Origin of the sequence: Shewanella baltica (assembly GCF_900456975.1) — a bacterium.
Lineage (GTDB): Bacteria > Pseudomonadota > Gammaproteobacteria > Enterobacterales > Shewanellaceae > Shewanella > Shewanella baltica.
In genome coordinates this window covers 52,670-79,137 of the sequence record NZ_UGYM01000002.1, presented here as the reverse complement: position 1 = coordinate 79,137, position 26,468 = coordinate 52,670, and the positions used below count along the sequence as shown (strand labels likewise).

Annotated in this window: 27 protein-coding genes; 18 read left to right on the top strand and 9 right to left on the bottom strand. The window is 45.8% G+C overall.

From position 1 onward, the window contains the following. Nucleotide 1: 1 nt before the first annotated feature. Nucleotides 2-550 carry a 1,6-anhydro-N-acetylmuramyl-L-alanine amidase AmpD gene (gene ampD / locus DYH48_RS00395; protein WP_063884705.1) on the bottom strand — a complete coding sequence of 183 codons (549 nt, stop codon included), beginning with the start codon at nucleotides 548-550 and terminating at the stop codon, nucleotides 2-4. A gap of 270 nt (nucleotides 551-820) precedes the next feature. Between ampD and nadC the strand changes: the two genes are divergently transcribed. Both nadC and DYH48_RS24050 read left to right on the top strand, forming a co-directional pair. Next, complete coding sequence (gene nadC / locus DYH48_RS00390) at nucleotides 821-1,702, top strand: carboxylating nicotinate-nucleotide diphosphorylase (RefSeq protein ID WP_115333755.1); 882 nt, start codon at nucleotides 821-823, stop codon at nucleotides 1,700-1,702. Between the two features lie 680 nt (nucleotides 1,703-2,382). Continuing rightward, nucleotides 2,383-2,808, top strand: coding sequence for a pilin (locus tag DYH48_RS24050; RefSeq protein ID WP_115333754.1), 426 nt, complete (start codon nucleotides 2,383-2,385; stop codon nucleotides 2,806-2,808). A gap of 45 nt (nucleotides 2,809-2,853) precedes the next feature. Here the strand turns inward: DYH48_RS24050 and DYH48_RS00380 are convergent, their stop codons facing one another. Then, nucleotides 2,854-4,296, bottom strand: coding sequence for an O-antigen ligase family protein (locus DYH48_RS00380; protein ID WP_172481126.1), 1,443 nt, complete (start codon nucleotides 4,294-4,296; stop codon nucleotides 2,854-2,856). A 318-nt stretch (nucleotides 4,297-4,614) separates the two neighbouring features. On the opposite strand from DYH48_RS00380, the gene pilB reads away from it, so the two are divergent. From pilB to DYH48_RS00340, 8 genes are all read left to right on the top strand, one after another. After that, the gene (pilB, locus tag DYH48_RS00375) at nucleotides 4,615-6,327 is read left to right on the top strand and encodes a type IV-A pilus assembly ATPase PilB (protein ID WP_115333752.1); all 1,713 of its coding nucleotides are present in this window, start codon (nucleotides 4,615-4,617) and stop codon (nucleotides 6,325-6,327) included. Between the two features lie 148 nt (nucleotides 6,328-6,475). Then, entirely contained in the window at nucleotides 6,476-7,747 is a 1,272-nt protein-coding gene (locus DYH48_RS00370; protein WP_115333751.1) for a type II secretion system F family protein, read from the top strand. Nucleotides 7,748-7,785: 38 nt separating this feature from the next. Next, on the top strand, nucleotides 7,786-8,700 hold the full coding sequence (locus tag DYH48_RS00365) for a prepilin peptidase (RefSeq protein WP_115333750.1): 915 nt from the start codon (nucleotides 7,786-7,788) through the stop codon (nucleotides 8,698-8,700). 39 nt (nucleotides 8,701-8,739) lie between these two features. After that, nucleotides 8,740-9,357 (top strand): dephospho-CoA kinase, encoded by a 618-nt coding sequence (gene coaE, locus DYH48_RS00360; RefSeq protein ID WP_115333749.1) that lies wholly within the window; start codon nucleotides 8,740-8,742, stop codon nucleotides 9,355-9,357. Continuing rightward, the gene (gene zapD / locus DYH48_RS00355; protein WP_115333748.1) at nucleotides 9,350-10,084 is read left to right on the top strand and encodes a cell division protein ZapD; all 735 of its coding nucleotides are present in this window, start codon (nucleotides 9,350-9,352) and stop codon (nucleotides 10,082-10,084) included. Before coaE ends, zapD begins: the two co-directional genes overlap by 8 nt. Nucleotides 10,085-10,157: 73 nt before the next feature. Continuing rightward, nucleotides 10,158-10,367, top strand: a complete 210-nt coding sequence (yacG, locus tag DYH48_RS00350) for a DNA gyrase inhibitor YacG (RefSeq protein WP_006083355.1) — start codon at nucleotides 10,158-10,160, stop codon at nucleotides 10,365-10,367. A 76-nt stretch (nucleotides 10,368-10,443) separates the two neighbouring features. Then, the gene (mutT, locus tag DYH48_RS00345; protein WP_006084373.1) at nucleotides 10,444-10,836 is read left to right on the top strand and encodes an 8-oxo-dGTP diphosphatase MutT; all 393 of its coding nucleotides are present in this window, start codon (nucleotides 10,444-10,446) and stop codon (nucleotides 10,834-10,836) included. A gap of 230 nt (nucleotides 10,837-11,066) precedes the next feature. Further along, the gene (locus DYH48_RS00340; protein WP_115333747.1) at nucleotides 11,067-11,603 is read left to right on the top strand and encodes a thioredoxin family protein; all 537 of its coding nucleotides are present in this window, start codon (nucleotides 11,067-11,069) and stop codon (nucleotides 11,601-11,603) included. Between the two features lie 66 nt (nucleotides 11,604-11,669). Here the strand turns inward: DYH48_RS00340 and DYH48_RS00335 are convergent, their stop codons facing one another. After that, nucleotides 11,670-12,596 (bottom strand): Ppx/GppA phosphatase family protein, encoded by a 927-nt coding sequence (locus tag DYH48_RS00335; protein WP_115333746.1) that lies wholly within the window; start codon nucleotides 12,594-12,596, stop codon nucleotides 11,670-11,672. Next, nucleotides 12,597-13,913 (bottom strand): ATP-dependent RNA helicase RhlB, encoded by a 1,317-nt coding sequence (rhlB, locus tag DYH48_RS00330; RefSeq protein ID WP_006083359.1) that lies wholly within the window; start codon nucleotides 13,911-13,913, stop codon nucleotides 12,597-12,599. A gap of 152 nt (nucleotides 13,914-14,065) precedes the next feature. Between rhlB and trxA the strand changes: the two genes are divergently transcribed. Together trxA and rho are read left to right on the top strand one after the other, a co-directional pair. Next, nucleotides 14,066-14,392 carry a thioredoxin TrxA gene (trxA, locus tag DYH48_RS00325; protein WP_006083360.1) on the top strand — a complete coding sequence of 109 codons (327 nt, stop codon included), beginning with the start codon at nucleotides 14,066-14,068 and terminating at the stop codon, nucleotides 14,390-14,392. Between the two features lie 209 nt (nucleotides 14,393-14,601). After that, nucleotides 14,602-15,867, top strand: coding sequence for a transcription termination factor Rho (rho, locus tag DYH48_RS00320; protein ID WP_006083361.1), 1,266 nt, complete (start codon nucleotides 14,602-14,604; stop codon nucleotides 15,865-15,867). A 53-nt stretch (nucleotides 15,868-15,920) separates the two neighbouring features. Here rho and DYH48_RS00315 read toward each other — a convergent pair whose 3' ends face one another. After that, entirely contained in the window at nucleotides 15,921-16,847 is a 927-nt protein-coding gene (locus tag DYH48_RS00315) for a LysR family transcriptional regulator (RefSeq protein WP_011848013.1), read from the bottom strand. A gap of 134 nt (nucleotides 16,848-16,981) precedes the next feature. Between DYH48_RS00315 and DYH48_RS00310 the strand changes: the two genes are divergently transcribed. After that, complete coding sequence (locus DYH48_RS00310) at nucleotides 16,982-18,004, top strand: zinc-binding alcohol dehydrogenase family protein (protein ID WP_115333745.1); 1,023 nt, start codon at nucleotides 16,982-16,984, stop codon at nucleotides 18,002-18,004. Continuing rightward, nucleotides 18,001-18,285: a putative quinol monooxygenase gene (locus tag DYH48_RS00305; protein WP_006084381.1), complete on the top strand. Its 285-nt coding sequence runs from the start codon at nucleotides 18,001-18,003 to the stop codon at nucleotides 18,283-18,285. The genes DYH48_RS00310 and DYH48_RS00305 overlap by 4 nt, the downstream gene beginning before the upstream one ends. Before the next feature lie 49 nt (nucleotides 18,286-18,334). On the opposite strand, the gene DYH48_RS00300 is transcribed toward DYH48_RS00305, so the two are convergent. The 4 genes from DYH48_RS00300 to DYH48_RS00285 form a co-directional block, all read right to left on the bottom strand. After that, nucleotides 18,335-19,066, bottom strand: coding sequence for a fumarate reductase iron-sulfur subunit (locus tag DYH48_RS00300; RefSeq protein WP_115333744.1), 732 nt, complete (start codon nucleotides 19,064-19,066; stop codon nucleotides 18,335-18,337). After that, nucleotides 19,066-21,072, bottom strand: coding sequence for a fumarate reductase flavoprotein subunit (locus DYH48_RS00295; RefSeq protein ID WP_115333743.1), 2,007 nt, complete (start codon nucleotides 21,070-21,072; stop codon nucleotides 19,066-19,068). The genes DYH48_RS00300 and DYH48_RS00295 overlap by 1 nt, the downstream gene beginning before the upstream one ends. 109 nt (nucleotides 21,073-21,181) lie before the next feature. Beyond that, nucleotides 21,182-21,853 (bottom strand): fumarate reductase cytochrome b subunit, encoded by a 672-nt coding sequence (locus DYH48_RS00290; RefSeq protein ID WP_115333742.1) that lies wholly within the window; start codon nucleotides 21,851-21,853, stop codon nucleotides 21,182-21,184. A gap of 172 nt (nucleotides 21,854-22,025) precedes the next feature. Then, nucleotides 22,026-22,748, bottom strand: coding sequence for a fumarate reductase cytochrome b subunit (locus DYH48_RS00285; RefSeq protein ID WP_006083368.1), 723 nt, complete (start codon nucleotides 22,746-22,748; stop codon nucleotides 22,026-22,028). Nucleotides 22,749-23,132: 384 nt separating this feature from the next. Here DYH48_RS00285 and prmA point away from each other — a divergent pair, with 384 nt between their 5' ends. The 4 genes from prmA (at nucleotide 23,133) to DYH48_RS00265 (ending at nucleotide 26,420) form a co-directional block, all read left to right on the top strand. Then, on the top strand, nucleotides 23,133-24,014 hold the full coding sequence (gene prmA / locus DYH48_RS00280) for a 50S ribosomal protein L11 methyltransferase (RefSeq protein ID WP_006083369.1): 882 nt from the start codon (nucleotides 23,133-23,135) through the stop codon (nucleotides 24,012-24,014). A gap of 174 nt (nucleotides 24,015-24,188) precedes the next feature. Then, nucleotides 24,189-25,157, top strand: a complete 969-nt coding sequence (gene dusB, locus DYH48_RS00275) for a tRNA dihydrouridine synthase DusB (protein WP_006083370.1) — start codon at nucleotides 24,189-24,191, stop codon at nucleotides 25,155-25,157. Between the two features lie 16 nt (nucleotides 25,158-25,173). Next, the gene (fis, locus tag DYH48_RS00270) at nucleotides 25,174-25,479 is read left to right on the top strand and encodes a DNA-binding transcriptional regulator Fis (protein ID WP_006083371.1); all 306 of its coding nucleotides are present in this window, start codon (nucleotides 25,174-25,176) and stop codon (nucleotides 25,477-25,479) included. Nucleotides 25,480-25,595: 116 nt separating this feature from the next. After that, the gene (locus DYH48_RS00265; protein ID WP_115333741.1) at nucleotides 25,596-26,420 is read left to right on the top strand and encodes a DUF6387 family protein; all 825 of its coding nucleotides are present in this window, start codon (nucleotides 25,596-25,598) and stop codon (nucleotides 26,418-26,420) included. Nucleotides 26,421-26,468 lie beyond the last annotated feature (48 nt).

Below are 26,468 nucleotides of genomic sequence, written 5' to 3'. Positions count from 1 at the left end.
CCTAAGTATATTCCTTTAGCTTCCCTAAATATCTTTCCCAATCAAAACTTTGTCCAGGGTCTGTTTTGCGCATTGGCGCAATATCACAATGACCCACAATTCGTTCGGTACTCAGCGATGGATACTCAGCCAACAGTGCTTGCGTCAACGCTGTCAGTGACTGATATTGCTCAGGTGTGTAAGGCTCAGTATCTGTGCCTTCCAGTTCAATACCAATGGAAAAATCATTACAATTCTCTCTCTCTCCATAACGAGAAAGCCCTGCATGCCAAGCCCTGTCGTTACAACTCACGTACTGCACCCGCTCGCCATTGCGGCGGATCAAAAAGTGCGCCGAGACTTCCAAGCCCTGCAGCTGTGCAAAACTGGCATCCGCATTAGTATCTAAGCACCCTTGAAATAATTGATCAATATAAGGCAATCCAAAGCAACCTGCTGGCAGGCTAATATTGTGGATCACCAACAAACTCACTTCACCCAAGGGACGTTGATTAAAATGTGGTGACTCACAACGCCTTGCACCCTCACACCAACCCGTATCAAACCGCATTATGAGCTTATCCTCTATGCCACATAAACTGAGTTACTCTAACAGTATTCAGCCAAGCAAAGAAGAAACCCAGCACACGGAACTGACTGACCTCATCATCTTTTAATATTGAGATCATGGAGCAAGCCATTCACTCCCAACTTAAATAAGCCAGAGGTTAAGTCCTGCCGCACAATCTTCCAAGCTGTTCCGTGAGACCTAAGGCCGTGGTAATCTTAACCTAAGATGCAAGTAGGTCGTCAGTAATTAAAGAATGCAAGGACCCCGCTCATGTTAGAAAACGATATTCGCCAGTCAGTAAAATCCGCACTCAGTGAAGACTTAGGCGGCACCGAAATCAACGATCAAACCAAGGCCATCGCTTATGGTGATATCACAGCAATGTTGATCCCTGCTGATAAGTACGCTGAAGCCACCCTTATTACCCGTGAAGAAGGCGTTTTTTGTGGAAAAGCATGGGCCGAACAAGTTTTTAATCAACTCGGTGGGGAAGTCGCACTGCATTGGCATGTGGATGATGGCGATCTGGTGTTACCTAACCAACTACTCTGTGAACTCTCAGGCCCAGCACGCACGATTCTCACCGGCGAACGCACGGCAATGAACTTTATCCAAACCCTGTCTGGCGTTGCGACCTTAACTAAGCATTATGTAGATAAACTGGTGGGCACTCACACTCGCCTATTAGATACTCGCAAAACCATTCCAGGCCTGCGCACTGCCCAGAAATATGCTGTCACCTGCGGCGGCGGCAAAAACCATCGCATTGGCTTATATGATGCTTTCTTGATTAAAGAAAACCACATTATGGCCTGTGGTGGCATTCGCCAAGCCGTAGATACCGCCCGCAGCTTGTACCCGAACAAACCCGTTGAAGTCGAAGTGGAATCACTCGAAGAGCTCGCCTTAGCACTCGACTCTGGCACAGATATCATAATGTTAGATAACTTCGACATCACTAAAATGGTCGAAGCGGTTGAAATGAACAATCAATATAAAGCAAAAGACGCAGGCGCTAAGCTTGAAGTCTCCGGCAATGTCACCTTAGACACTTTAGCCGAATTTGCCAAAACCGGTGTCGACTATATCTCAGTTGGTGCGCTCACTAAGCATGTTCGCGCCCTAGACTTGTCGCTTAGATTGAAAGCTTAAAACCGACTTAAAGTAAACCGTAACATTTGTTACATCACAAAACGCTTTGCATGTACCAGACTCAAAAAGCAAAGCGTTTTGCCCTTATGATACGAATATCAGCAATGGCTAAACACCTTCAAAAATCAATCGAAAATCCGCCATCACCTTGACTCTAACGCGAATACCAGTCAATCAAACTGACATTGTCAAAATTTTGTTATAACACAATGTGTTTAATCTCCTATTTATTAGACAAATGAATCATTTTATTAGTACTTTATGAGTAAAAGTTGTTTCATTTTATGCAACTTTGTACTAACTTTTACAAAGGCGAGATGGCCGTTTGGTCAACCTCACCTAAGGTCAGCACTGGAATGTCTGTCAAAATACTCTAATTTGCGTTTTAAAGAGCACATCTTGAGGGACATTAGCCTAAGGTGCGGTTACCGAAAGGATTTATTCAAACAGACATTAGCTCAGTAAAGTGGCTTTGGATAAATCAGCATGAGTCATTACACATGGGTCATTCAAGATCATCGGTGTACTGTTAATGTTACATAGGTCATATAAATGATTTTATTGACATAAATGAGTAAAAAAGTTTGATGAAATAAAACAATTTATAGAGTAAAAAAGCGGTTAGGTTAAACACTCTATTCAACCACAGTAAGTCACTAAATAGTTAGCTGGAGAGAAAAATGAAGGCCATGAATTTAAACACAGCATTAAATAAAAAAGCTCAGGGTTTTACTCTGATCGAACTAATGATCGTAGTAGCCATTATCGGTATTTTGGCTGCGGTAGCATTACCTGCCTATCGTGATTATATTGTTACCGCTGATGGCGGGGCCGCAATGAAAACTGTTAGCGGTTTATCTTCAACTGCAGCAGCTTGTGTGAGTTCAGGTATTGGTTGCGATACTGTAAATGCTAATATTACAGCTGCTGGTGCTGACGGTACAATGACTGCTGAAACTGATAGTGAATATTCATTCAGCTCATCTCGATGTAAAATAACCGCTCAAGTTGCAACTACTGGCGCAGTGACTTATGCCGTTGAAGCTGTTGGTGATAATGATGTAAAACTTTGCGAACAAGGAGCAGGTGTAAAAGCTAGTACCTAATCTTATTATTTTATTGCCAAAGCCCCTTCCTGGGGCTTTTTATTTTTATCCATTTATTATCCCAGTCAACCATAATCTTGGATAAAGTTGCTGATTAAGCGCGGCATCACCCAGGCTAGTGATTAACAGTGCACCACAGATTATCACTATTGCCACTAAAGCAACTTTTAATGGCAGTGCTATTGCTCGCGGTTGATATTGGCGGCAATTAAGCGCCAATAACGCCATCAATAATGCTTGGGATAATGGCATCACAATTACCCCATCGAACATGGCATAAACCCATACTGCGCAAAGAGCAAATACCAACACAATATCGGTTGTGTCTATGCCAGAGTCTGTATCGAAACTTTTGCCGAGGCTTTTGTTAATGCAGCTTTGTGGTTTTGCAGCCAAATGCTCACTCGACTTTGCCCCTAATAATTTAAACCTCTTTAATATTGCCCGTAATTTTATTAGCGACCAACTCGCCAGCAAGATAAACACAACTACACCAAACTCATATAAAAACTGTAGCAGGGCATTATGAGGGTGAGCACTAGGCAAAGGCCTTGCCTCTGCCCATGCAAAACTCATTGGCCCGTAACCTAACCAAACATGTTCGGGGATCGTTTGTAAAATATAAATCCACATGTCAATGCGACCTGAGCTATTGGTCCTTAGCTGCCAAATTTGGCTATCAAAAAGAAACAGTGGAATAATAATGATCAACACTAACCACAAAAGCGTGCCTAAAGTCACAGCCTTCATAATTGGGCGAATAAACGCTTTACGCAGGTCAGCAGATAAAAAGCTATACACAACAAACGCTGCCACCACCATTGCGAGTAATGCCCCGCGAGCCTCTGATTGCAGCAAGATTAACCACAACACACTAAAAGCAAGCATGGCTGCCCGTTTATATTTTTTAAGTTGTTCAATATAAAAAGATAAGCACAATAGTGGCAGCAGCATAACTTGCAACTGATTGAAAAATCTTACATTCATAAAGCCAGCAACTAAAGAATGCACATCGGGTCGATTAGCATCGAGGGCATGAAAAAGCAGTAGCAAAAAAAACTTAACTGAAATACAAACCGAAAAAAATAATGCAAACCAAAAAAAATATTGCAGTACAACAGTTTTGCCTATATCCGCAATCAGTACACCGACGATGTAAAACAAGCAGAGCAACAATAAAAAGTTGGCTAACTCAAGCAATGACCAAAATGGGTGTTTACTATTTAATGCAGAAATAAAACCCAAAATAAATATTACACTGACAACCCAACATGTGTAAGGAGAAAGTATAGCTATCGGTACAGATTTTCTGTATGAAAGCAACACCATAGCGACCATCACAAATACGATAACTAAAATCCGTTTCAGATCATAAGAGTTACCCAGTCCAGCGAAACCACTGAGATAGCCAGAAAGAAGAGAACCCATAAAAAAAATGGCAAAAAATAAAAAAAGAATTATTCGAGAAAAAGCATGAGAGAGTATCAACTTGAACATCCTTATTGACGACTTAGATCATAGCAATGATTATTAAATATCATATTGTTGATTTTAAAAGGAAACTATATTTTCAAAAAGGACTTTATTCATATAAAACAATAAAAGTCGATTTTAAAATGCCCCCAATCAGAACACTAATAAAGATCCGATAGTAGAAATTAACGGTATCTGCTCGCGACAGCATATACATTAAACCGCATCTCTATGATGAACATCATTTTTCTGCGATTATGGAGCCTTTATTATAAATGACAAATGCTTTTTTTGGCGCTATTATGAGCTACTTTATCAAGATAGGAGTATGTTATGCCATCTACAGGCCTTCACTTAGGGCTGTCGACCCTTTTTATCCGCAAAGGTCTGCTAAATGAAGAGCAGATGGCTAACGCTATCACTAAATCTCGACAAAACAAACACGCCCTTGTAAGCACCTTAGTTCAAAGTAAGCTAATCTCTGCCCGTGCAATAGCCGAGCTTTGCTATGAGGAATATGGCACTCCACTTCTCGATCTCACTGAATTTGATCTTGCTTCCATCCCTGAAGAATTTCTTAATAAAAAACTCATTGAAAAACACCGCTGCTTACCCTTGTTCAAGCGTGGGAATCGCCTCTATATAGGCACATCCGACCCAACCAATATTGCCGCCCTTGAAGATTTCCAATTTAGTGCAGGCCTGCATGCCGAAGCGATTCTGGTTGAAGAAGATAAACTTGCTAAAGCGTTGGAGAAAATTCTCGAAGAAGATATTAGTGGTCTCGATTTAGGCGGCATGGACGAAGCAGCGCTGGCAGCGATAGAAATTACTGATACAGACAGACGTAGCGAAGAGTCTACTGGTGAGAGTAGTGACGATGCGCCTATTGTCATTTATATCAATAAAATTTTGACCGATGCGATTCGTAAGGGTGCGTCGGATCTACACTTTGAACCCTATGAGAAACGCTATCGCATACGGTTTCGTATAGACGGTATTCTGCACGAAGTCTCTGAACCACCTATTAGCCTCGCTGGTCGTTTATCGGCGCGCCTAAAGGTAATGTCGAAACTCGATATCGCCGAACGGCGCGTGCCACAAGATGGTCGAATTAAGATGAAGCTTTCCCGCACTAAATCTATCGACTTTCGGGTTAGCACTCTGCCGACCCTGTGGGGTGAAAAGATTGTAATGCGGATTTTGGACTCGTCCTCAGCACAACTAGGCATCGAAAAACTCGGCTACGAGCCCGACCAAGAAAAACTCTACCTTGAGATGCTGGCAAAACCCCAAGGGATGATTTTAGTGACGGGTCCAACCGGTTCAGGTAAGACCGTCTCCCTTTACACTGGGTTAAATATTCTCAATACCGAAGAGCGTAATATTTCCACCGCTGAAGATCCGGTTGAGATTAACCTTGAGGGCGTGAATCAGGTTCATATTAATTTAAAAGCAGGGTTAACCTTCGCGTCCGCTTTACGTTCATTTCTACGCCAAGACCCCGATGTGGTGATGGTCGGGGAAATCCGCGATCTTGAAACTGCTGAGATTGCCATTAAAGCGGCGCAAACGGGTCACTTAGTCTTATCAACCTTGCATACTAACTCGGCAGCCGAAACCTTAACCCGTTTAATCAATATGGGTGTTCCAGGCTACAACATAGCTAGCTCTGTGAATCTGATTATTGCCCAGCGCTTAGCGCGTCGTCTATGCCCCGAATGTAAACAAGCGGAAGTGATCCCCGAGCATGAATTACTTCGTCTAGGTTTTGCCCAAGCACAAATTACTCAAGGCTTTACCACCTTTAAACCTATTGGCTGCGAGCACTGCTCTGCGGGCTACAAGGGACGGGTTGGCATTTATGAAGTAATGAAAATGTCCGATGAAATTGCCCGCACTATCATGGAGGGTGGTAACTCATTGCAAATAGCCTCCCAAGCTAAAGCGCAAGGAATGCGAGATTTACGACAATCCGGGTTATTGAAAGTGATTCACGGTGTCACTAGCATTGCAGAAGTTAATCGTGTAACCAGCTTTGGCTAAATCCAATCTTTATATCTAAAGTAACGTCTAAAATTCAGGTAATAGCGCATCATTACTCGCATATTTGATTCTAAGAGTCCAAACTATTTCACAAGCACAACGCTCAGTTAACTAGAAATCAAGAACGATTTATTTACAGGAATAATTTATGGCTACGGCAACGACAACAAGAAAGCCTCGCACCAAGAAAGCCGAGCAAAAGAGCCAACCCAAAATCTATACCTTCGAATGGAAAGGTGTTAATCGCGACGGCAAGAAAACAGCAGGTGAGCTTAGAGGCGCAACCGCCGCCGAAATCCGTAGCCAGTTAAAATCCCAAGGCGTTACCCCAAAGAGCGTTCGTAAACAGTCATCTGCGCTATTTAAACTAGGTGATCCGAAAATCACCCCTATGGATGTTGCTGTAATGACTCGCCAAATTGCGACTATGCTAGCGGCGGGCGTACCTTTAGTCACCACAATTGAACTACTCGGCCGTGGGCACGAAAAAGCTAAGATGCGGGAACTTTTAGGAAATATCCTCAGTGAAATTCAATCGGGTATTCCTTTATCAGATGCTATGCGCCCCCATAGGCGCTACTTCGATGAACTATATGTCGACCTAGTCGCTGCAGGTGAACATTCAGGTTCACTAGATTTGGTCTTCGATCGCGTTGCTACCTACAGAGAAAAAACGGAAGCACTCAAATCCAAAATTAAAAAGGCCATGTTCTACCCTGCAGCAGTTGTAATGGTAGCCATTTCAGTTACAGCGTTGTTACTTCTTTTTGTCGTGCCGCAATTTGAAGAGATCTTCAAAGGATTTGGCGCTGAACTGCCCGCCTTTACCCAACTGGTACTGCATATTTCACGCGGCTTACAATCCTCTTGGTACATCTTTTTAGCCGCCATTGTCGGCGGAGTATTTTTGTTTGTACGGGCGCACCGAAACTCACAAATGGTGAGAGATAGAGTCGATGAAGCTGTGCTTAAAATCCCAGCCATTGGGCCTATTTTACACAAAGGTGCCATGGCTCGATTCGCTCGTACTTTAGCAACCACTTTCGCTGCGGGCGTTCCGTTGATTGATGGTTTAGAATCCGCCGCTGGCGCATCGGGTAATGCGGTCTATCGAAAAGCGATTTTAAAAATTCGTCAAGAAGTCATGGCGGGGATGCAGATGAATGTGGCTATGCAGACCACTGGACTTTTCCCCGACATGTTAGTGCAAATGGTGATGATAGGCGAAGAATCAGGTTCACTAGATAACATGCTCAATAAAGTCTCTACTATCTACGAAATGCAAGTAGACGATGCCGTAGATGGCTTATCAAGTCTGATAGAACCGATTATGATGGTGGTCATCGGTACTGTCGTCGGCGGTTTAATTGTTGCTATGTACTTACCTATCTTCCAGATGGGTAAAGTTGTTAGCGGCTAGTATTATATCTAACCCTCAAATATAAATAAGAACATTAAATGTCAGAATTCATCTCCATTTTGGGCCAGCACCCTTATCTTTTTATGGCTCTAAGCTTTATTTTTGCCGCTACCATTGGTAGTTTTTTAAATGTGGTGATCCACAGATTTCCTGTGATGATGAAACGGGAGTGGCAGCAAGAATGTAATCAGTATTTGCAGGAATACCACGAAGACATAGTCAAAAAAATCGGTATAGAACAACTCAATAAACCTATAGATGCATTCCCTGAAAAGTATAATCTTGTTGTGCCGGGCTCAGCCTGCCCTAAATGTAAAACGGCGATTAAACCTTGGCATAATTTACCCGTATTAGGCTGGTTAATGCTCAAGGGAAAATGCGCCGCCTGTCACGCCCCTATTTCAGCCCGCTACCCTATTATTGAATTCATCACAGGGCTACTTATCGCGACTTTAGCTTGGCATTTTGGTCCAAGCTGGCAGTTTGTTTTTGCGAGCATACTCACCTTTGTGCTTGTAGCACTGACGGGTATCGATCTTGATGAGATGTTACTCCCAGATCAAATGACGTTGCCGTTACTTTGGCTAGGCTTGATAATCAACCTAAATCATACCTTTGCGAGTCCAACCGACGCCATTATGGGTGCGGCAGCAGGCTATTTAAGCTTGTGGTCTATTTTTTGGCTATTTAAGATCCTTACAGGCAAGGAAGGCATGGGCTATGGCGACTTTAAATTACTCGCCGTGTTCGGTGCTTGGCTTGGCTGGCAAATGCTGCCGCTGGTGATTTTACTTTCGTCCCTCGTTGGCGCAGTCGTTGGCATCACTATGATTGTCAGTAAACGCCTGAAACAAGGGAATCCAATCCCATTTGGCCCTTATATTGCCGCCGCAGGCTGGATAGCCTTGCTATTTGGGCAACAGATTGTCGATTGGTACCTCTCAACACTGTAAGATCTAGCAAATTAAGCACAAAGCTATCCGGAGTATGTGATGTCAAAGTTTGTTGTTGGTCTTACTGGCGGTATCGGCAGCGGTAAGACGACTGTTGCCAATTTGTTCTCCGCCGAAGGAATAACCTTAGTCGACGCCGATATCGTTGCCCGCGAGGTCGTCGCTCCGGGTTCAAAAGGACTGGAAGCGATCGTAACTCATTTTGGTGCTGAGATATTAACACCAGAGGGTGAACTCGATCGCGCCAAGTTGCGGCAGCGGATATTTAGCCATCCTGAAGAGCGCGAATGGCTAAACCAACTATTACACCCCATGATCCGCCAAGAAATGCTAGCGCAGGTAGAAAAAGCGACCTCTGCCTATGTAATTATGGTCGTGCCCTTGCTATTTGAGAACGGGTTAGATAGGTTAGTCAATCGGACTTTAGTGGTGGATATTTCACCTGAGTTGCAAATAAATCGCACCGTAAAACGTGACAATGTTGATGCATCTCAAGTTAATAACATCATTAGTAGCCAATGTAGTCGCAGCGAAAAACTCGCCAGAGCCGACGACATTATTGATAATCAAGGAGAGATATCAACCTTAAAACGAGAGGTGCTAGCATTGCACCAGCGATATTTACAACTTTCTGGTACCGATAAAGCCCATGACTGAATTAGTTTACGAACAGCCCCTAAACGAGAAAATTCGCAGCTACTTGCGGCTCGAATACCTCGATATACAGCTGCAAAGTAACCTAAATCATGACCACCAACATAGATGTTTTTATCCGCTGTTTTCCCTCTGTGAATTGTCCGAACGCTGTGATTATCGTAATGAAGTATTAAAAGACATTGAACGGCACTTGCTGCAACTCAGCAAATGGCAAGAATTAGATCACGTCGACCACCAGCAAATCGATCTTTATATCAACGCCCTCACCCAAGCCCGCGAACCGTTGCAAAAGCCAGAACGCTTCGGCAGCCAACTAAAACAAGACAGATTTATTTCTGCGCTACGACAACGCTTTGGCATGCCGGGCGCCTGCTGTAACTTCGATCTGCCGCAACTGCATTATTGGCTAGCTAAACCTTGGGAAGAAAAACAACAAGACTACCGCTCTTGGATATCGCATTTCGAACCTTTACTCACCCCCATCACCCTATTGCTCCAACTCACCCGCAGTACAGCCCATTACGACAATGCCGTTGCCCATGCTGGTTTTTATCAGGGTGACAGCGCTCAAGCACTTGCTTTGGTGCGAGTTAAAGTCGATGCCTCCCACGGGTGTTATCCTACGATTAGCGGCCATAAAAACCGTTTTGCAATCCATTTTGTGCAGTTTGAACAACAACGCCACTCCGACCGTTCGATTGATTTCTTACTGGCTACCTGTGCATGAAGCCTTTACACTAATGGCCTGAAAGACATTAGTATTGGCGGCAGCTGTATCGCCGTTAACCAAGAGAACAATTATGCCATTGACCGTTAACTGCCCTATCTGCAAAGCCCCTGTCGAGTGGGTGCCACAATCTGCATTTAAACCTTTTTGCAGCGAGCGCTGTAAGCTCATCGACCTCGGCGATTGGGCGTCAGAAAAGCATGTCATCCCAGTGAAGGCCGAATTTGATCCCGAAGCATTTGATGAATTTGATCTCGATGAAGGCGACTTTTTTAAAGAATAATGCGAAGCGCTAGCTGCACAGCTTACGCCATCACAGCGATTAATTTACCCAACTCTCTACTCAATAGATAAATATTATGACTAAACGCATCCATGTTGCCGTCGGCATTATTACTAACTCGGCCGGTGAAATTCTGTTGGCAAAACGCCCAGACCATTTACATCAAGGTGGAAAGTGGGAATTTCCTGGCGGCAAAGTTGAGGCGGGCGAAACGGTCACTCAAGCGCTGATCCGTGAACTCAAAGAGGAAGTTGCACTCGATGTCACCGATAGTCAGCCATTTATGGCGCTGAGTTTCGATTATCCCGATAAACAAGTGCTACTCGATATCCACTCGGTCACTGAGTTTAACGGCACAGCCCAAGGCCTCGAAGGTCAGCTTATCGCTTGGGTCACTAAAGCCGACTTAGTTAATTACGACTTCCCCGACGCTAATAAGCCTATTCTAGAAAAAATTCTCGCTCAGTAATCGAGCCATTTAGCTTATTATTTCAATGCGCTCTATCCCCGAATCGCGATTCGGGGATGAACTTTTTCAATGCCTTAACTCCGCAAACCATGCAATCCTGTGATCGTTAAGCTTATAGATATTAGCAATGCGTGATCTAGCTTGCAGCAAATCAATGATCCGCTTTAATCGCATCGAGAATAATGTTTGAATCAAGCTTCATTCTTTCTCTTCGATTTTAAGGGCGCATCATGCACAATAACGTTAAGGCATTCATAGCCACTACTGCCTTATTTTTTAGTTGTCAGGTACTAGCCAATGGTGGCTGTGGATTTGAAGAACAACAACAGGGTTTAATTGCGACCTGCAGTGAGGAGAAACAAGAAGTGATTTTAACTGGCATAGTCGAAGCACAACATTTAGTCACAGATCTCAATGAGTTTGCCGAAGGGTATAAAAGCTACCAGGTCGACACTGCGGCAATCACTCCGCTTAAAAGCGTCACCGAACCAACTGAAATTATTGTGATCATTGGTACTTGGTGTCCAGATTGTCACCGTGAAACACCGCGCTTTATCCGTATCATGGAAGAAGTCGCCAATCCCAATATCAAAGTGACCTATATTGGTGTCGACCGGACGAAGAAAGATCCCGAAGGCTTAGCTGCCAAATACGACTTTACCCGTATTCCAACCTTTATTGTGCTACAGCAAGGTAAAGAAGTTGGCCGTATCGTAGAGCGCCCAACCGTTTCCTTAGAAAAAGATCTGGCCGATTTATTGAAATAATCGCCACAGTACACACAATAAAGGCCGCATAGCGGCCTTTGGTTTTTATCATGTTTCAATAAAATATTAGCTGACTTCGTCAATAATTCGCTGCGCTAACATCACTAAAACACCTTCACGTAATGCGCCGCCAGATAAGGCTAAATGCTCTATCCCCAGCAACTCAAACAAAGCCAACAAAATAGCGACACCCGCTGCAAAAGTCGGCGCCCGCTCGCTACAAAGCCCAGCGATCCCCATTAAGCCAATGTCTTCTTGGGCGAGAATTTCAGCCTTCAGCTGAGTGAGCACATCGAGCGTTATCGTCTCAGATAAGCCACGGTGAAGCAGTACTTCAACCACAGATTGCACCGCGCCAGAGGCACCAACAACACAATGCCAACCTAAATCGCGCAGGGTTTGTCTATGCTCAGCTAATGCGGTTAGCACTTGCTGCTTGGCATCATCGAAATCTAACTGTTGCAGCGGCAAGCTACTAAAAAATTGGCGATTATAAGTCACGCTACCAAAGGGTAAACTGGTTTTGAACAACACTTGATGCCCATCACCGATAATAAACTCAGTACTCGCCCCGCCGATATCTATCACTAAACGACGGCCTTGACCACAGGTGGTCGCCACCATGCCTTGATAGATAAGCTCAGCTTCACGCATGCCTGAGATGATTTCAATCGGATGACCAAGGAGTGGCAATGCACGCCGATTAAACTCATCGGCATTGCTGATACTGCGAAGGGTTGCGGTAGCAATCACAGCGACATGATTTGCTTCAATCTTATGTTGCACCAACATTTGGGCAAACATACTCAAACAGTCGAGGCCGCGCTGCATCACGTCATGGCTTAAGTTGCCATCGTCGCCTATACCTTCGGCGAGCCTCACCTTGCGTTTATATTTCGCAATAATATGCGGCTGACCACCACGAGTTTTGGCGATCAGCATATTAAAACTGTTTGAGCCTAATGTTATAGCGGCATAAGCGGGTGTTGGCATTTACGAATGTCTACGTGTCCTATCATGACGAGGAGGGCGAGCACCACTGCGTTGCGCACCTGGACGACTTGTCCCAGAACGATCACGCAGGTTTCGAGTGCCGCTCGGGTGTTTACGGTGGATCTTCGCTGGCGTAGGAATATCGGCCAATAAAGCTTCACTGTCGTAATTACTCACTGGAATCGAATGATTAATATAGCTTTCGATTGCTGGCAAGTTCAACGCGTACTCTTCACAGGCAAAGCTTATCGACATGCCCTTATTACCCGCACGACCCGTACGACCGATTCGGTGTACATAGTCTTCACAATCATCAGGTAAATCATAGTTATACACGTGTGAAACGTCAGAAATATGTAAACCGCGAGCCGCCACATCGGTAGCAACCAATATATCTAATTGGCCACTGGTAAACTGCTCAAGAATACGAATACGTTTTTTCTGTGGCACATCACCCGTTAACAAACCCACGCGATGTCCGTCACCTTCAAGCCAAGACCAAAGCGTTTCACAACTGTGCTTAGTGTTAGAGAAAACGATGGCTTTTTCTGGCCAATCTTCTTCAATCAAGGTCAACAGCAAACGCATCTTCTCTTCTTGCGAAGGATAGAAGATTTCTTCTTTGATGTTTTTGGAGGTTTTTTCTTCAGGGGCGATTTCGACTTTAACTGGCTCGTTCATATGATCGTAAGCCAGCTCTTGCACTTTCATCGACAAGGTTGCCGAAAATAGCATATTAAGACGTTGATTTGCCTCAGGCATACGTCTAAACAAGAAGCGGATATCTTTGATAAAACCTAGATCGAACATACGATCGGCTTCATCTAATACTACAGCCTGAATCGAATTCAGACCGATAATGCCTTGGCGAACGTAGTCGATAATTCGACCCGTAGTACCAATCAAGATATCAACACCTTGATCTAATACTTTACGCTGTACATCGTAACTTTCGCCGCCATAAACAATACCCACCTTTAAGTGAGTGTGTTTAGCGAGTAAAATCGCATCTTTAGCAATCTGAATCGCCAGTTCGCGAGTCGGAGCCATAATGATGGCGCGGGGCTGATTAATCAGTCGACCTTCAGGTACGGGAGTCGATAATAAGTGATTAAAAGTGGCGACCAAAAAGGCCATTGTCTTGCCAGTGCCCGTTTGTGCCTGACCAGCGATATCTTTTGATTGAAGTAATACAGGCAGTGATAACGCCTGGATCGGCGTACAAAATTCGAAGCCATTCTCGGCAAGGGCCTGTTTAACCTCAGGATGTAGAGGTAGGTCGGCAAACCTTTGGGTAGATAGATGTGTTTCGCTCATAGCGCAAGCTTACCTGTTGAGGTTGCAATAAGATACTCGATCGTTTGAAATAGCCACATTGTAAAAAGGTAACTTGAAAAGCTATTTTTCAGCCCCAATATACATGGTAAGCCATTAACAAACCAGCAATGGCACCCAAACTGGAGAACATCATGAGCGATAAAATTATATACCTGAGTGACGACAGCTTCGAAAACGACGTATTAAAGTCTGATTTGCCAGTATTGGTAGACTTCTGGGCCGAGTGGTGTGGTCCTTGTAAAATGATCGCTCCAATTTTAGACGATGTGTCTGAAGAATATGCAGGCCGCGTGACTATCGCTAAATTAAACGTTGACCAAAACAATGTTTCTCCAGCGAAATATGGCGTTCGTGGCATCCCAACTTTACTGTTATTCAAAAACGGTGAATTAGCCGCAACTAAAGTTGGCGCACTATCAAAAACGCAATTAAAAGAGTTTATCGACGCGCAAATCTAATTTGATGTGGTAATGAGTGACCTCCGGCACAAGCTATAAATTAATTGTGCCGGAATTTCCCTAAATTTCTGGACGCCCCGCTTTGTTAGTGCTACTTTAATAACCAGATTCTTTCTAATAACCTCTTCTCGCTCGTCAATCACTATCCTGAATTACATCCTTACTGATTGATCGCGGTAAGCTTTGTCGCGTAACACAAGACCCCCAAAATGAACTTAACTGAATTAAAAGACACGCCGATTTCTGACCTAGTCTCGCTAGCTGAAAATATGAAGCTCGAAAATATGGCCCGCGCTCGCAAGCAGGACATTATTTTCTCAATCCTTAAAGCCCACGCAAAAAGTGGAGAAGACATTTTCGGTGGTGGAGTATTAGAAATACTCCAAGACGGTTTCGGCTTCTTACGCAGCTCAGACGGTTCTTATTTAGCTGGTCCAGATGACATCTATGTCTCACCAAGCCAAATTCGCCGCTTCAACATGCGAACGGGTGATACCATTTTTGGTAAAATTCGCCCACCGAAAGAAGGCGAGCGTTATTTTGCCCTATTGAAAGTCAACGAAGTTAACTTCGATAAACCTGAAAACTCCCGTAATAAAATCCTCTTTGAAAACTTAACCCCACTCCATGCAGAAGAACGTATGCGTATGGAGCGTGGCAACGGCTCAACTGAAGATATTACCGCACGTATTCTGGATTTATGCTCACCGATTGGTAAAGGTCAACGTGGTTTGATCGTTGCACCACCAAAAGCCGGTAAAACGCTATTACTTCAAGGTATTGCTCAGAGCATCAGTTACAACAACCCAGAAGTGGTGTTGATGGTATTGCTGATCGACGAACGCCCAGAAGAAGTAACTGAGATGCAACGCCTTGTTAAAGGCGAAGTAATTGCATCAACCTTCGATGAGCCAGCCAGCCGTCACGTTCAAGTTGCCGAAATGGTGATTGAAAAAGCCAAGCGCTTGGTTGAACACAAGAAAGACGTGGTTATCCTACTCGATTCTATTACCCGTCTAGCCCGTGCCTATAACACTGTTATCCCGTCATCGGGCAAAGTGTTAACTGGTGGTGTGGATGCGAACGCCCTGCACCGTCCAAAACGCTTCTTCGGTGCGGCACGTAACATCGAACACGGCGGCAGCTTGACCATTATCGCCACTGCTTTGGTTGATACTGGTTCTAAGATGGACGAAGTGATCTACGAAGAATTTAAAGGTACAGGTAACCAAGAGCTACATCTGTCACGTAAAGCGGCAGAAAAGCGTGTGTTCCCAGCCATTGACTTCAACCGTAGTGGTACGCGTCGTGAAGAAAAACTCACGACTCAAGAAGAACTGCAAAAAATGTGGATCCTGCGTAAAATTTTAAATCCTATGGATGAAGTCAGCGCAATGGAATTCTTAATCGACAAATTGGCTATGACCAAGACTAACGAAGAATTCTTTACCGCCATGAAACGCGCTAAGTCTTAATCTCAGCGAGTCGCTAAAAAGCCGCATCATGCGGCTTTTTTGTTTCTTAAATCCTAAGATTTTTTTACTGCCAGTATTTGACCTAAGCTTTTACTCAAAGCCTGTGTGCGCTGCCGCAGCATTTCCCGCAACAATAAAACGACAGGCGTGACATGCTCGCGTCCTGGGCACACTAAGTACAAATCGACCGGCTCACCTTGATACTCAGGCAACAAACGCACTAATCGCCCTGAAATTAAGTCATCGGCCAGATCTAGACTCGACTTAAATACCAATCCTTTACCCGCCACAGCCCAACGGCGGGCAATTTCTGCATCGTTAGCACTGCGGTTGCCCGTGACACGCACTTTATATTCTTGCCCATCGCGCCTAAATTGCCATTGGTCGTGGGTTCGCTCATCTAACTTATAAAACAAGCAATTATGCTCTATCAGCTGTTCTAATGAATCTGGCACACCAAACTCGGCCAGATATTCAGGTGAGGCGCACAAGACACGATCAACACTGCAGAGCGGAAATGCCACTTGGTTTGAGTCCTGCGGTTTGCCGTAACGCACCGCGACATCAATTTTATCGTGATAAAAGCTGCTGATATTATCGCCAAGATGCAAGCGCACTTGCAATTGTGGGAAATCGAGCAAGAACTCATCGAGCCAAGGCACAAACAGATTACGGCCAAAATCCGAAGAAACCGATAAGCTCAAGGTGCCGGATATTTTACCTTTGTCACTGGCGATGGCCTGCTCGCCGAGCGCTAAATCGCTTAAGGCTCGTCGACAATGAATAAGATAACGCTCACCTTGTACTGTCAAACGTAAGCTGCGGGTCGTGCGGATAAATAAGCTAGTATCAAGCTGTTTTTCAAGCCGTTTTATTGCAGCGCTGGCAGAAGCAGCCGAGATGTCCATCTCGGCCGCAGCAGCAGAAATATTGCCACAATCGGCGACACGCACGAACAAAGCTAAATCATTAATCAACATGATTATCAAAAATCCTTTGAAAAAATTACAAACTTTACCCTGTTTATCTCTTGGCTAATATTCCACACAATGGCTACACGATACAAGTACACTCAAACAAGTAGACTCCAGCAAGTACACCCAGAGGAATAAACATGAAAGCCATTGGTTACCAGACAGCGGGTGCAATCACAGCGCCCAATGCATTAGAAGACATCACGTTAGCCGAACCGACGGCAACAGGTTTTGACCTCTTGGTGGAAGTCAAAGCCATTTCCGTCAATCCGGTCGACACTAAAATCCGCGCATCTAGCTCGGCACCTGCGGGCGAATATAAGATCATCGGCTGGGATGCCGTCGGCGTCGTCAAAGCAGTTGGCGAAAACGTCAGTCTTTTCAACGTCGGCGATGAAGTGTGGTACGCGGGCGATATTAGCCGCAGCGGCAGTTATGCCCAATATCAATTGGTTGATGAGCGAATTGTCGGCCATAAACCTAAGAGTTTAACTTATGCCCAAGCGGCGGCATTACCCTTAACCGGAATTACAGCATGGGAGATTCTATTCGACCGCTTAGGTCTACCCCAAGATGGTTCGGCAACTGACGCCCGTATTTTAATTATCGGCGCGGCAGGTGGCGTTGGCTCTATCATCACTCAGCTGGCGGTAAAACTCACAGGGGCAGAGGTGATTGGCACTGCTTCTCGCCCAGAATCCACCGCTTGGGTGCAAAAACTCGGCGCCGATGCGGTCATAGACCACACTCAATCGCTCTCGGGCGAACTTGCCAATATTGGCATTACTGATGTGACCCATGTGATTAGCCTGACCCAAACCGATCAACACTTTGATGAGATCGTACAAGTGCTTAAGCCGCAAGGGAAACTGGCGTTAATCGATGATCCTAAGAGACCATTAGATGTGATGAAACTCAAGCGTAAGAGCCTGTCATTGCATTGGGAGCTGATGTTTACCCGCAGCCTGTATCAAACCGAAGATATGGTAGCCCAGCATCACTTGCTCAATCGCTTAAGCACACTTATCGATACAGGCGAGTTACAGAGTACGTTCGGCGAGCACTACGGCACAATTAATGCGCAGAACTTAATCAAGGCCCACACTCAGATTGAGTCAGGCAAAGCCATAGGTAAAATTGTTTTGGAAGGTTTTAACCAATGAAAATAACAGTATTTGCCCAAATCATAGCGAATCAAGGCCAAAGCGACGCGCTATTTAAGATACTCAAGCAACTCGTGACAGACACGCATACCGAGGCTGGCTGCATCGAATACAAACTGCATCACTCATTAGATGATGAAAATATCTTCTGGATGTACGAAATTTGGCAATCCCAAGCGGCATTGGATGAACATATGGCGAGTGCGCATTTCCAAGCATTTGTCGCCCAAACGGCTGACTTAATCAGTCGAGCTGACATCCATAAAAGCTACGCCTGTTAATCAATAAAAAGCGCCAAACGAGTTGGCGCTTTTCATTTTTCATAATGAATTAAATCAAAGTCATGGCCATCTTGCGGCGTAAATAGGCGATTTGCTGCATGTGTGGCAAATCCTTAGGACAGTTGTCTTGGCAGCCGAGTAAAGTCATACAACCAAACACCCCATCCTGATTGCCAATTACATGATAAAAATCTTCGGCACTGCGCGCATCACGGCTATCCATCTCGAAACGGGCAATTTTCATCATACCTACGGCACCGACAAAGGTTTCACGCATTTGTTTGGTCGCACAAGCTGAAACACACACGCCGCACTCAACGCAGCGCTCTAGCTCATACAGTCGCGCAGCTTCGTCTGGATCCATTGGATCTTCGAGGCGATGCACGCTGATATCATTAGTCTTAGGGTGTAACCACAGCTTTAAGCGTTCGGCGAGTTCACGCATAAATTTACCGGTATTGACTGATAGGTCGCCAATCAACTCAAAGCCTGGCAGCGGCATTAGAGTGATTTCGCCCTTAGGGTATTTGGCGGTTAAGGTACGACACGCTAACGTCGGGAAACCGTTAATCACCATAGCGCAACTGCCACAAATGCCCGCACGACAAACAAAGTCGAACTGCATCGAGGTATCTTGTTCTTCCCTGAGTTTATTGAGGGCGATAAAGACCGTCATACCCGGCGTTTCAGTGAGCTGATATCGCACCATTTTCGGCTTATCGTTTAGCTCCTGCGGATCATAACGAAAGATATTAAAGGTTAACTGACGACCTTGGCTCATTATGATTTTTCTCCTAACGCATTGGCGGACGGGCTTTTTAAAGTATCACTTAAACGTTCATTATTAGGTTGTAAGCTTTCGGGTAATTCAAAGGGCATAAGCGCCCGCTGGCGTTGATAACGGTCCGCATCATCACCTAACTCAGCTAAAATCTCGGCAATCTGTTGCTCACGTTTTTCGGTATCCGGATGCACTATGGCGTTGTTAATGCCATAACCACGATAACCCGGCGGGAGTTCCATCTTCATCACATCGAGCGCTTCGTAATTAAGCACAGGTTCGAGCGCATCGGGATCGGGCCAACTGGCTAAGGTACGATTTAGCCAATCGCGATCATTGCGCTGTGGATAATCTTCTCGAGCATGGGCACCACGACTTTCGGTTCGTGCCGCTGCGCCGCAGGCCACAGTCAGCGCTACTTTGAGCATACGCTTGACCCGCAGGGCTTCGACCAGCTCAGGATTGGCGTGACGTTTCTTACACTTAAGCCCAAGCTTACGCGAACGTTCGAGCAGCACTTTAAGTTCAGCGACGGCTTTATCAAGCTCAGGGCCATTACGGAAAATCCCCACATAATCCATCATGATGCGCTGCATTTCGCGTTTGAGGGCAAAGGCGCTCTCGTGACCATCACCTTCGATCAGCAGATCAATTTCACTCAGCACCTGCTGCATAAAGCGTTCAGCAAGCTGAGTGTCTATCTCTAGGCTATTGTTCTCACAAAAATCGGCAACATATTTACCAATAATCATGCCACCAACCACGGTTTCGGCCAGCGAATTACCGCCTAAACGGTTAAAACCATGCATGTCCCAACACGCCGCTTCGCCGACGCTAAACAAGCCTTTAAGCTGCGGGCTTTCACCCGTGGCATTGGTTCGAATGCCGCCCATGGAATAATGCTGCGTTGGCCGTACTGGGATCCAATCCTTAGCGGGATCGATACCGAGGAAGTTCTCACAAATTTCCTGCACTTCCCTAAGGTTAGTTTCGATGTGCTTGCGACCTAGAAGGGTAATATCCAGCCACAAATGCGGCCCATAGGGGCTATCGACGCCCTTCCCTTTACGTATGTGTTCTGTCATGCGGCGCGATACCACATCCCGCGATGCCAACTCTTTTTTATCGGGCTCATAGTCTGGCATAAAGCGATAACCGTCTTTATCACGCAATAAGCCGCCATCACCACGGCAACCTTCTGTGGTTAAAATGCCCACGGGAACAATGGCGGTAGGATGGAATTGTACCGCTTCCATATTGCCAAGCCTTGCCACGCCCGTTTCCAACGCGAGTGCTTGACCAATGCCTTCGCAGATAATCGCATTGGTCGACACTTCATAAATGCGGCCATATCCGCCAGTGGCAATAGTGGTGGACTTAGCCACATAGGCCCTGAGTTCACCGGTTATCAAACAGCGGGCGATCACCCCATGGCAACGTTTACCATCGTGAATCAGTGCCAGCGCTTCGATACGTTCATGGACGGGAATATCCATAGAAATCGCTTTGTTATCCATAGCGTATAACAGCGAATGACCCGTACCATCGGCCGTGTAGCAAGTGCGCCATTTTTTTGTGCCGCCAAAGTCACGGGCGTTAATCAGTCCATGGGCTTCCTGCGCCTCATGCAGCGTCACTTTTTGCGCGTTCACAATCACGTCTCTTGGGCCTGCACTCACCCTTGACCAAGGCACGCCCCACGTCGCTAATTCACGCACAGCCTTGGGCGCACAGTGAGCAAACATCCGCGCCACATCTTGATCGCAGCCCCAGTCGGAACCTTTTACCGTATCTTGAAAATGTACATCCTCATCATCGCCCATACCTTTTACGGCATTGCCTAAGCTCGCCTGCATACCGCCTTGGGCGGCAGCTGAGTGGGAGCGTTTCGCAGGAATGAGTGACAGGACTAAGGTATCGAGTCCACGCTCTTTGGAGGCGATGGCGACCCTTAAGCCAGCGAGTCCGGCGCCTACCACTAATGAATCGGTATAAATCAGTTTCACGCCTGCTCCTTAATCGGGTCTGTTGTGCTTGTGCCGTTTGCTGTGTTCGACATTCTATTCATTAATAAGCTTAGCCATTGATTTACTTATTCATTAATTTCTGGAGGAGTTAACTCGCATGGGGTAAAAACGCCAGCAGCGAAGCTATGCCTACGGTGACAAATAGCACGCTCACTATAGTTTTGATCTTACGTAATCGGTTGCGACTATTGAGATCCCTCGCAGCGCCCCATTTCAAGGCCACACGGTAAATACCAATCGCCGCATGTAACTCCACCGTGAGCAGCAACGGCAGGTAAACCATCCACACACCTTGGTTCCAAATACGGTCGGCGCTCCCTTGGGGGCCAATGGTTTCGGGGGCTGAGCCAATAAGCCACAGATGCACAGGCAACAGCAGTAAAATCACCACACCGGTAATGGCTTGCCAGCGCCACAGACGCGTATCACTGTGGTTGATCACCTGCATTTGTTGCCGCAGTGCCCTTTGCTGGCGCAAACTCATAGGTAACTTTTGCAGCGCAACTAATACATGTACTAACGCAAGAGCAGCAATACCCATCGCAATAGCCGTCACCACCCAGGGATAACCGTGGCCATCGTCAGAAAGAAAACTCAACTCCATAGTGCGCGCCACCCAATTCATGGCATCGCTACCCAGTAAAATCGATGACACTAAGACTAAGTGGGTCCACAGAAAGACCGCGAGGATGACGCCAGACACGCTCTGACTTAAATCCAGCCAAGCACTCCATTTTTTAATCGTTAGTTTGATCGCCATCCTATCGCCTCACGCCGTTGACCTTATCGAGCCAATCTCATTAAGTCTTACTGCAAATTAATATCGCTCACATATCCACATGAAAACGTGAGCCAGATCAATTGAGTGCTGAATAATTAACCTAATGCTTAAATAATAGCAGTGAAACAAAATCCTGCTGCCAGCTCAAAGCCTACTCAGGCACAAAGGGCTGCACAGGAATACCCAGCTCACTACCGATAAACAGATAGGACACTAGGCTCGCAGTCCCCAGACATAGCAGATAGATAATCAACACCTTAGCTACTTTTCGTAGACCTGAGCGTTTGGTGGTTATGCCCCACTTTACCGCGACGCGATACAGACCAATCATGGCGTGCACAACCACAGCAGGCAGCAACAGCGCATATAACAACCAAGCATTGTCGTGATACACCCGCTCGGCCGATAAATGCGGACCAATTTCGGGATTCAAAATCATAGTGAAGAGATGAACAGGAACGAGAAAAAATAAGATAAAGCCGCTGATCAGTTGCCAAAACCACGCATGGGTGTCCTTGTGGTTGATGCTGCCCATGTGCGAGCGCAGGGCGCGCCATTGCCCGAGCTGCGCCGGAAAACGCCGCAGTGCTACCGCCGCATGTACTATCACCACCAATAGCATAAACACTGAAAACACTTTAGTGACTATGGGGAAACCGTGTCCTGTGCTGCTGAACATGCCACCTTCAAGCAACTGCACCACACGATAAAAGGCCTCTTTTCCCAGCAAAATGCTCGACTCAAAATGCATATGCAGCAATAAAAAGCTGCCGAGCATAATCCCTGTCGCGCTCTGTAGCCTGTCAGCCTTTGCCGACCAAGGATGACCTAGCGGCGTACTCACCCTATTGTGAACTCGAGTAATGCTTGTCATCTTAGATTCACCTATGTCGTTCGTCGTTGGCACCTCTTGGCAAACTACACCATAGCAGCAACGTAGATCCGGCCTCAGTGTCACAGATTTAAAGCGTGAGCCAACTCACCTGGCTGAGTGCAACTCTTAGAAGAAGATCACAAAAAACACACCAAACCAAACAAAGGTAAAACCAATTAACCAATATATTTCAGAGTGTTATATCAAATATTAAAACTGACAATTCGTTTTTTAATACCAATCAATGCGCGTTCGCTAACACCTTGTCTACGCAGACAAAAACGCTATGCCACGATAGTCAGTCGCAGAACCTTAAGCCATGGTTTACAATAGCGCGATATTTTGAACCCTTAGCTTTTGCACACTCAGCCACAGGATGCCCCCATGCCTTGGATCCAACTCCGTATAAACACCAATAGCGATGACGCTGAAACCATCAGCGACTTGCTCATGGAAGAAGGCTCAGTCTCTATCACCTTCGAAGACGGTAAAGACACCCCTATTTTTGAACCTAAACTGGGCGAAACCCCACTGTGGCGCGATACCGTTGTCGTTGCCTTATTCGATGCAGAAACCGATCTGACACCGACCATCGCCATGTTGAAAACCTTGCCTTTCCTCGGCGAGAACTTCAGCCATAAGGTCGAACAAATTGAAGATAAAGACTGGGTGCGTGAGTGGATGGATAACTTCCACCCAATCCAATTCGGCACGCGTTTGTGGATCTGCCCAAGCTGGCGCGAGATCCCCGATCCAACTGCAGTCAATGTGATCCTCGATCCCGGTCTTGCCTTCGGCACAGGTACTCACCCTACGACAGCACTGTGTTTAGAGTGGCTAGACAGCTTAGATTTAAGCGATGAAGAAGTGATCGACTTTGGCTGTGGCTCTGGCATCTTAGCCGTAGCAGCACTGAAACTGGGCGCGAAAAACGTCACAGGTATCGATATCGACTATCAAGCCATCGACGCCTCACGTGCCAACGCCGAGCGCAATGATGTCGCCGACAAGCTAGCCTTGTACTTGCCAGAAGACCAACCCGCCGATCTCAAAGCCGACGTTCTGGTCGCCAATATTCTTGCCGGCCCACTGCGTGAATTAGCGCCTTTGATCGCAGAACGCGTAAAAACCGGTGGCAAACTTGCCCTTTCCGGTCTCCTCAAAGAACAAGCCCAAGAAATCTCTGACTTTTATAGCCAATGGTTCGATATGGACGCAGCGGCTCACAAAGAAGATTGGAGCCGCTTGACAGGCAAGCGTAAATAGCGCTAAAGGGTGGCGCAACATGCGCCACCGCTGGCTTCTAACTATTCAGCCTCTGACTTCTCGCCGATTAAAAGTCAAGAAAAAAAATTACATCTAGGTCATTTATTGACCTTTTCACGGCCAACAAAAAGGGCTACTATAGCGCCCCTTTGAAGAGCTAAGGTGAAACATAAAATGCAGATTGGACCCTATCAACTGAACAATCAGCTGATCGTGGCACCAATGGCAGGTGTCACCGATCAAGCTTTCCGTAATCTTTGTCTTCGTTATGGCGCAGCCCTAGCGGTTTCCGAGATGCTTTCGTCCAATCCTGAGGTTTGGGATACAGATAAAAGCCGCCAGCGCATGACGCATTCTGGCGAGGAAGGCATCCGCTCAGTGCAAATTGCAGGAGCCGATCCTGATTTAATGGCGCAAGCCGCGTTGTTCAATGTTGAACAAGGCGCTCACATCATTGATATCAATATGGGTTGCCCCGCGAAAAAAGTGAATAAAAAGTTGGCTGGCTCAGCGCTGATGCAAAACCCGCCGCTGGTAAAAGAAATTTTACAAGCCGTGGTCGCCGCAGTGAATGTGCCCGTCACGTTAAAGATTCGCACCGGCTGGGAGCCAGAACACAAGAATGGTGTTCAAATCGCCCAGATTGCCCAAGATTGTGGCATCGCCTCGCTCGCCGTTCACGGTCGCACGAGACAATGTATGTACAGAGGCGACGCTGAGTACGACACGATTAAAGCAATCAAACAGAATGTCTCGATTCCTGTCGTCGCTAATGGGGATATCGACAGTCCGGAGAAAGCCCGCTTTGTGCTGGAATACACCGGTGCCGATGCCTTGATGATAGGACGGGGTGCTCAAGGACGGCCTTGGATTTTCAGAGAAATCCAGCACTACTTGGAAACGGGTAATAAGCTAGCGCCCATTGAGGTTGCCGAACAGCGTCAAGTGATGCTGGAACACCTCACCAAACTGTATGATTTGTATGGTGAATACAAGGGTATCCGCTTCGCCAGAAAACATATGGGATGGTACCTAGACCAAGAAGCTCAGCGCCAATTTAGGGCTGACTTTAATCGGCTGGAAACCGCTGCAGAACAGTATTCCCTCGTGGAATGTTATTTTGATGAATTAGTACAGAATTAATAAAGAGCAGAATAGAATGTTTGATCAGACAACTAACACAGAAGTTCACCAGCTTACCGTTGGCAAAATCGAAACCGCAAACGGCACTATCAAGCCCCAGTTATTACGTGACGCAGTAAAGCGTGCCGTAACTAACTTCTTCGCACAGTTGGACGGTCAGGAAGCACAAGAAGTTTATGAAATGGTGCTAAGCGAAGTTGAAGCGCCTCTGCTTGACATCATCATGCAACACACTCGTGGCAACCAAACCCGCGCAGCAAACATGCTAGGTATCAACCGTGGTACTCTGCGTAAAAAATTGAAAAAATACGGCATGAATTAATCCGCAAGGATTAAGTGATTGTTAGGAAAGGGGTTAACCTGTAAGGGTTAGCCCCTTTTCACATTATATGTACCCCCATATGTACCCCGAGAGAATTCCTAGTCGAGCTTTTATCAATGAAAACGCCTATACCTATCTCAATACGAATTAAAACATCAGACCATCCCAAATGGCCTAAATGGTTTTCAATTAAGAACTATGATTGCCTAGCAGACCTCACCGCTGCACAATTTCTTAATGAGCTAGAATTCAGGTTGACCCTTCACAACTCACCGACTTTACCTAATGGTAGAAAGCTGACTGACAGTAAACGGTGGCAACTGATCCAGAAGGGCTATGTCATCATCAATTCAAATCCGGTCACACAACCAGACTTTCCGACAGTCATCGCATTGAACCATGTTGATCTTCTCGGGATAACTGAAGAGATTAAACTCCGCAGTGGTGATCACTACTTAGACTTAGAGCCGCAACTACTAATGCCTTTGCTGGGGCAGAATCTAGACTTAACTGTGGTAGGCATAGACTTAACTAAACCCAATAAAGCGATATTGGGTGACTGTGAGTTCCTGATTAATCAGTTGCGCAAAACCCTATCAATCCCCGAACCCAAAGCGCCTGATAATTTTCAAGCAAATGAGAAAACCTTCAAAAAGCTGCTGACTTATAAGTTGATCCCCTACCTTGATCTCATGATGTATTGCTATAACCATGTCCCTTTTTATGAAGATAATTGGCAAAAGCTGGAATTTACACAAAATGTGCTGAGTGAATTACTGCTTGGGGAAGAATCTAAACAAGATCCTAGAATCGAGCTATATAAAAAAACCTATGCACCGTTTTATCGCAAGATTCTCAGCAACGAATCTCATCTAATGCAACTGCTTGCGAATATTAGGCAAAATACGTGGGTGTTAGGCACTAAAATGCAGGATATTTAAGGGATTAAATTTGGGGTAAAAATCAAATTTTATTTTTACCCCGAAATC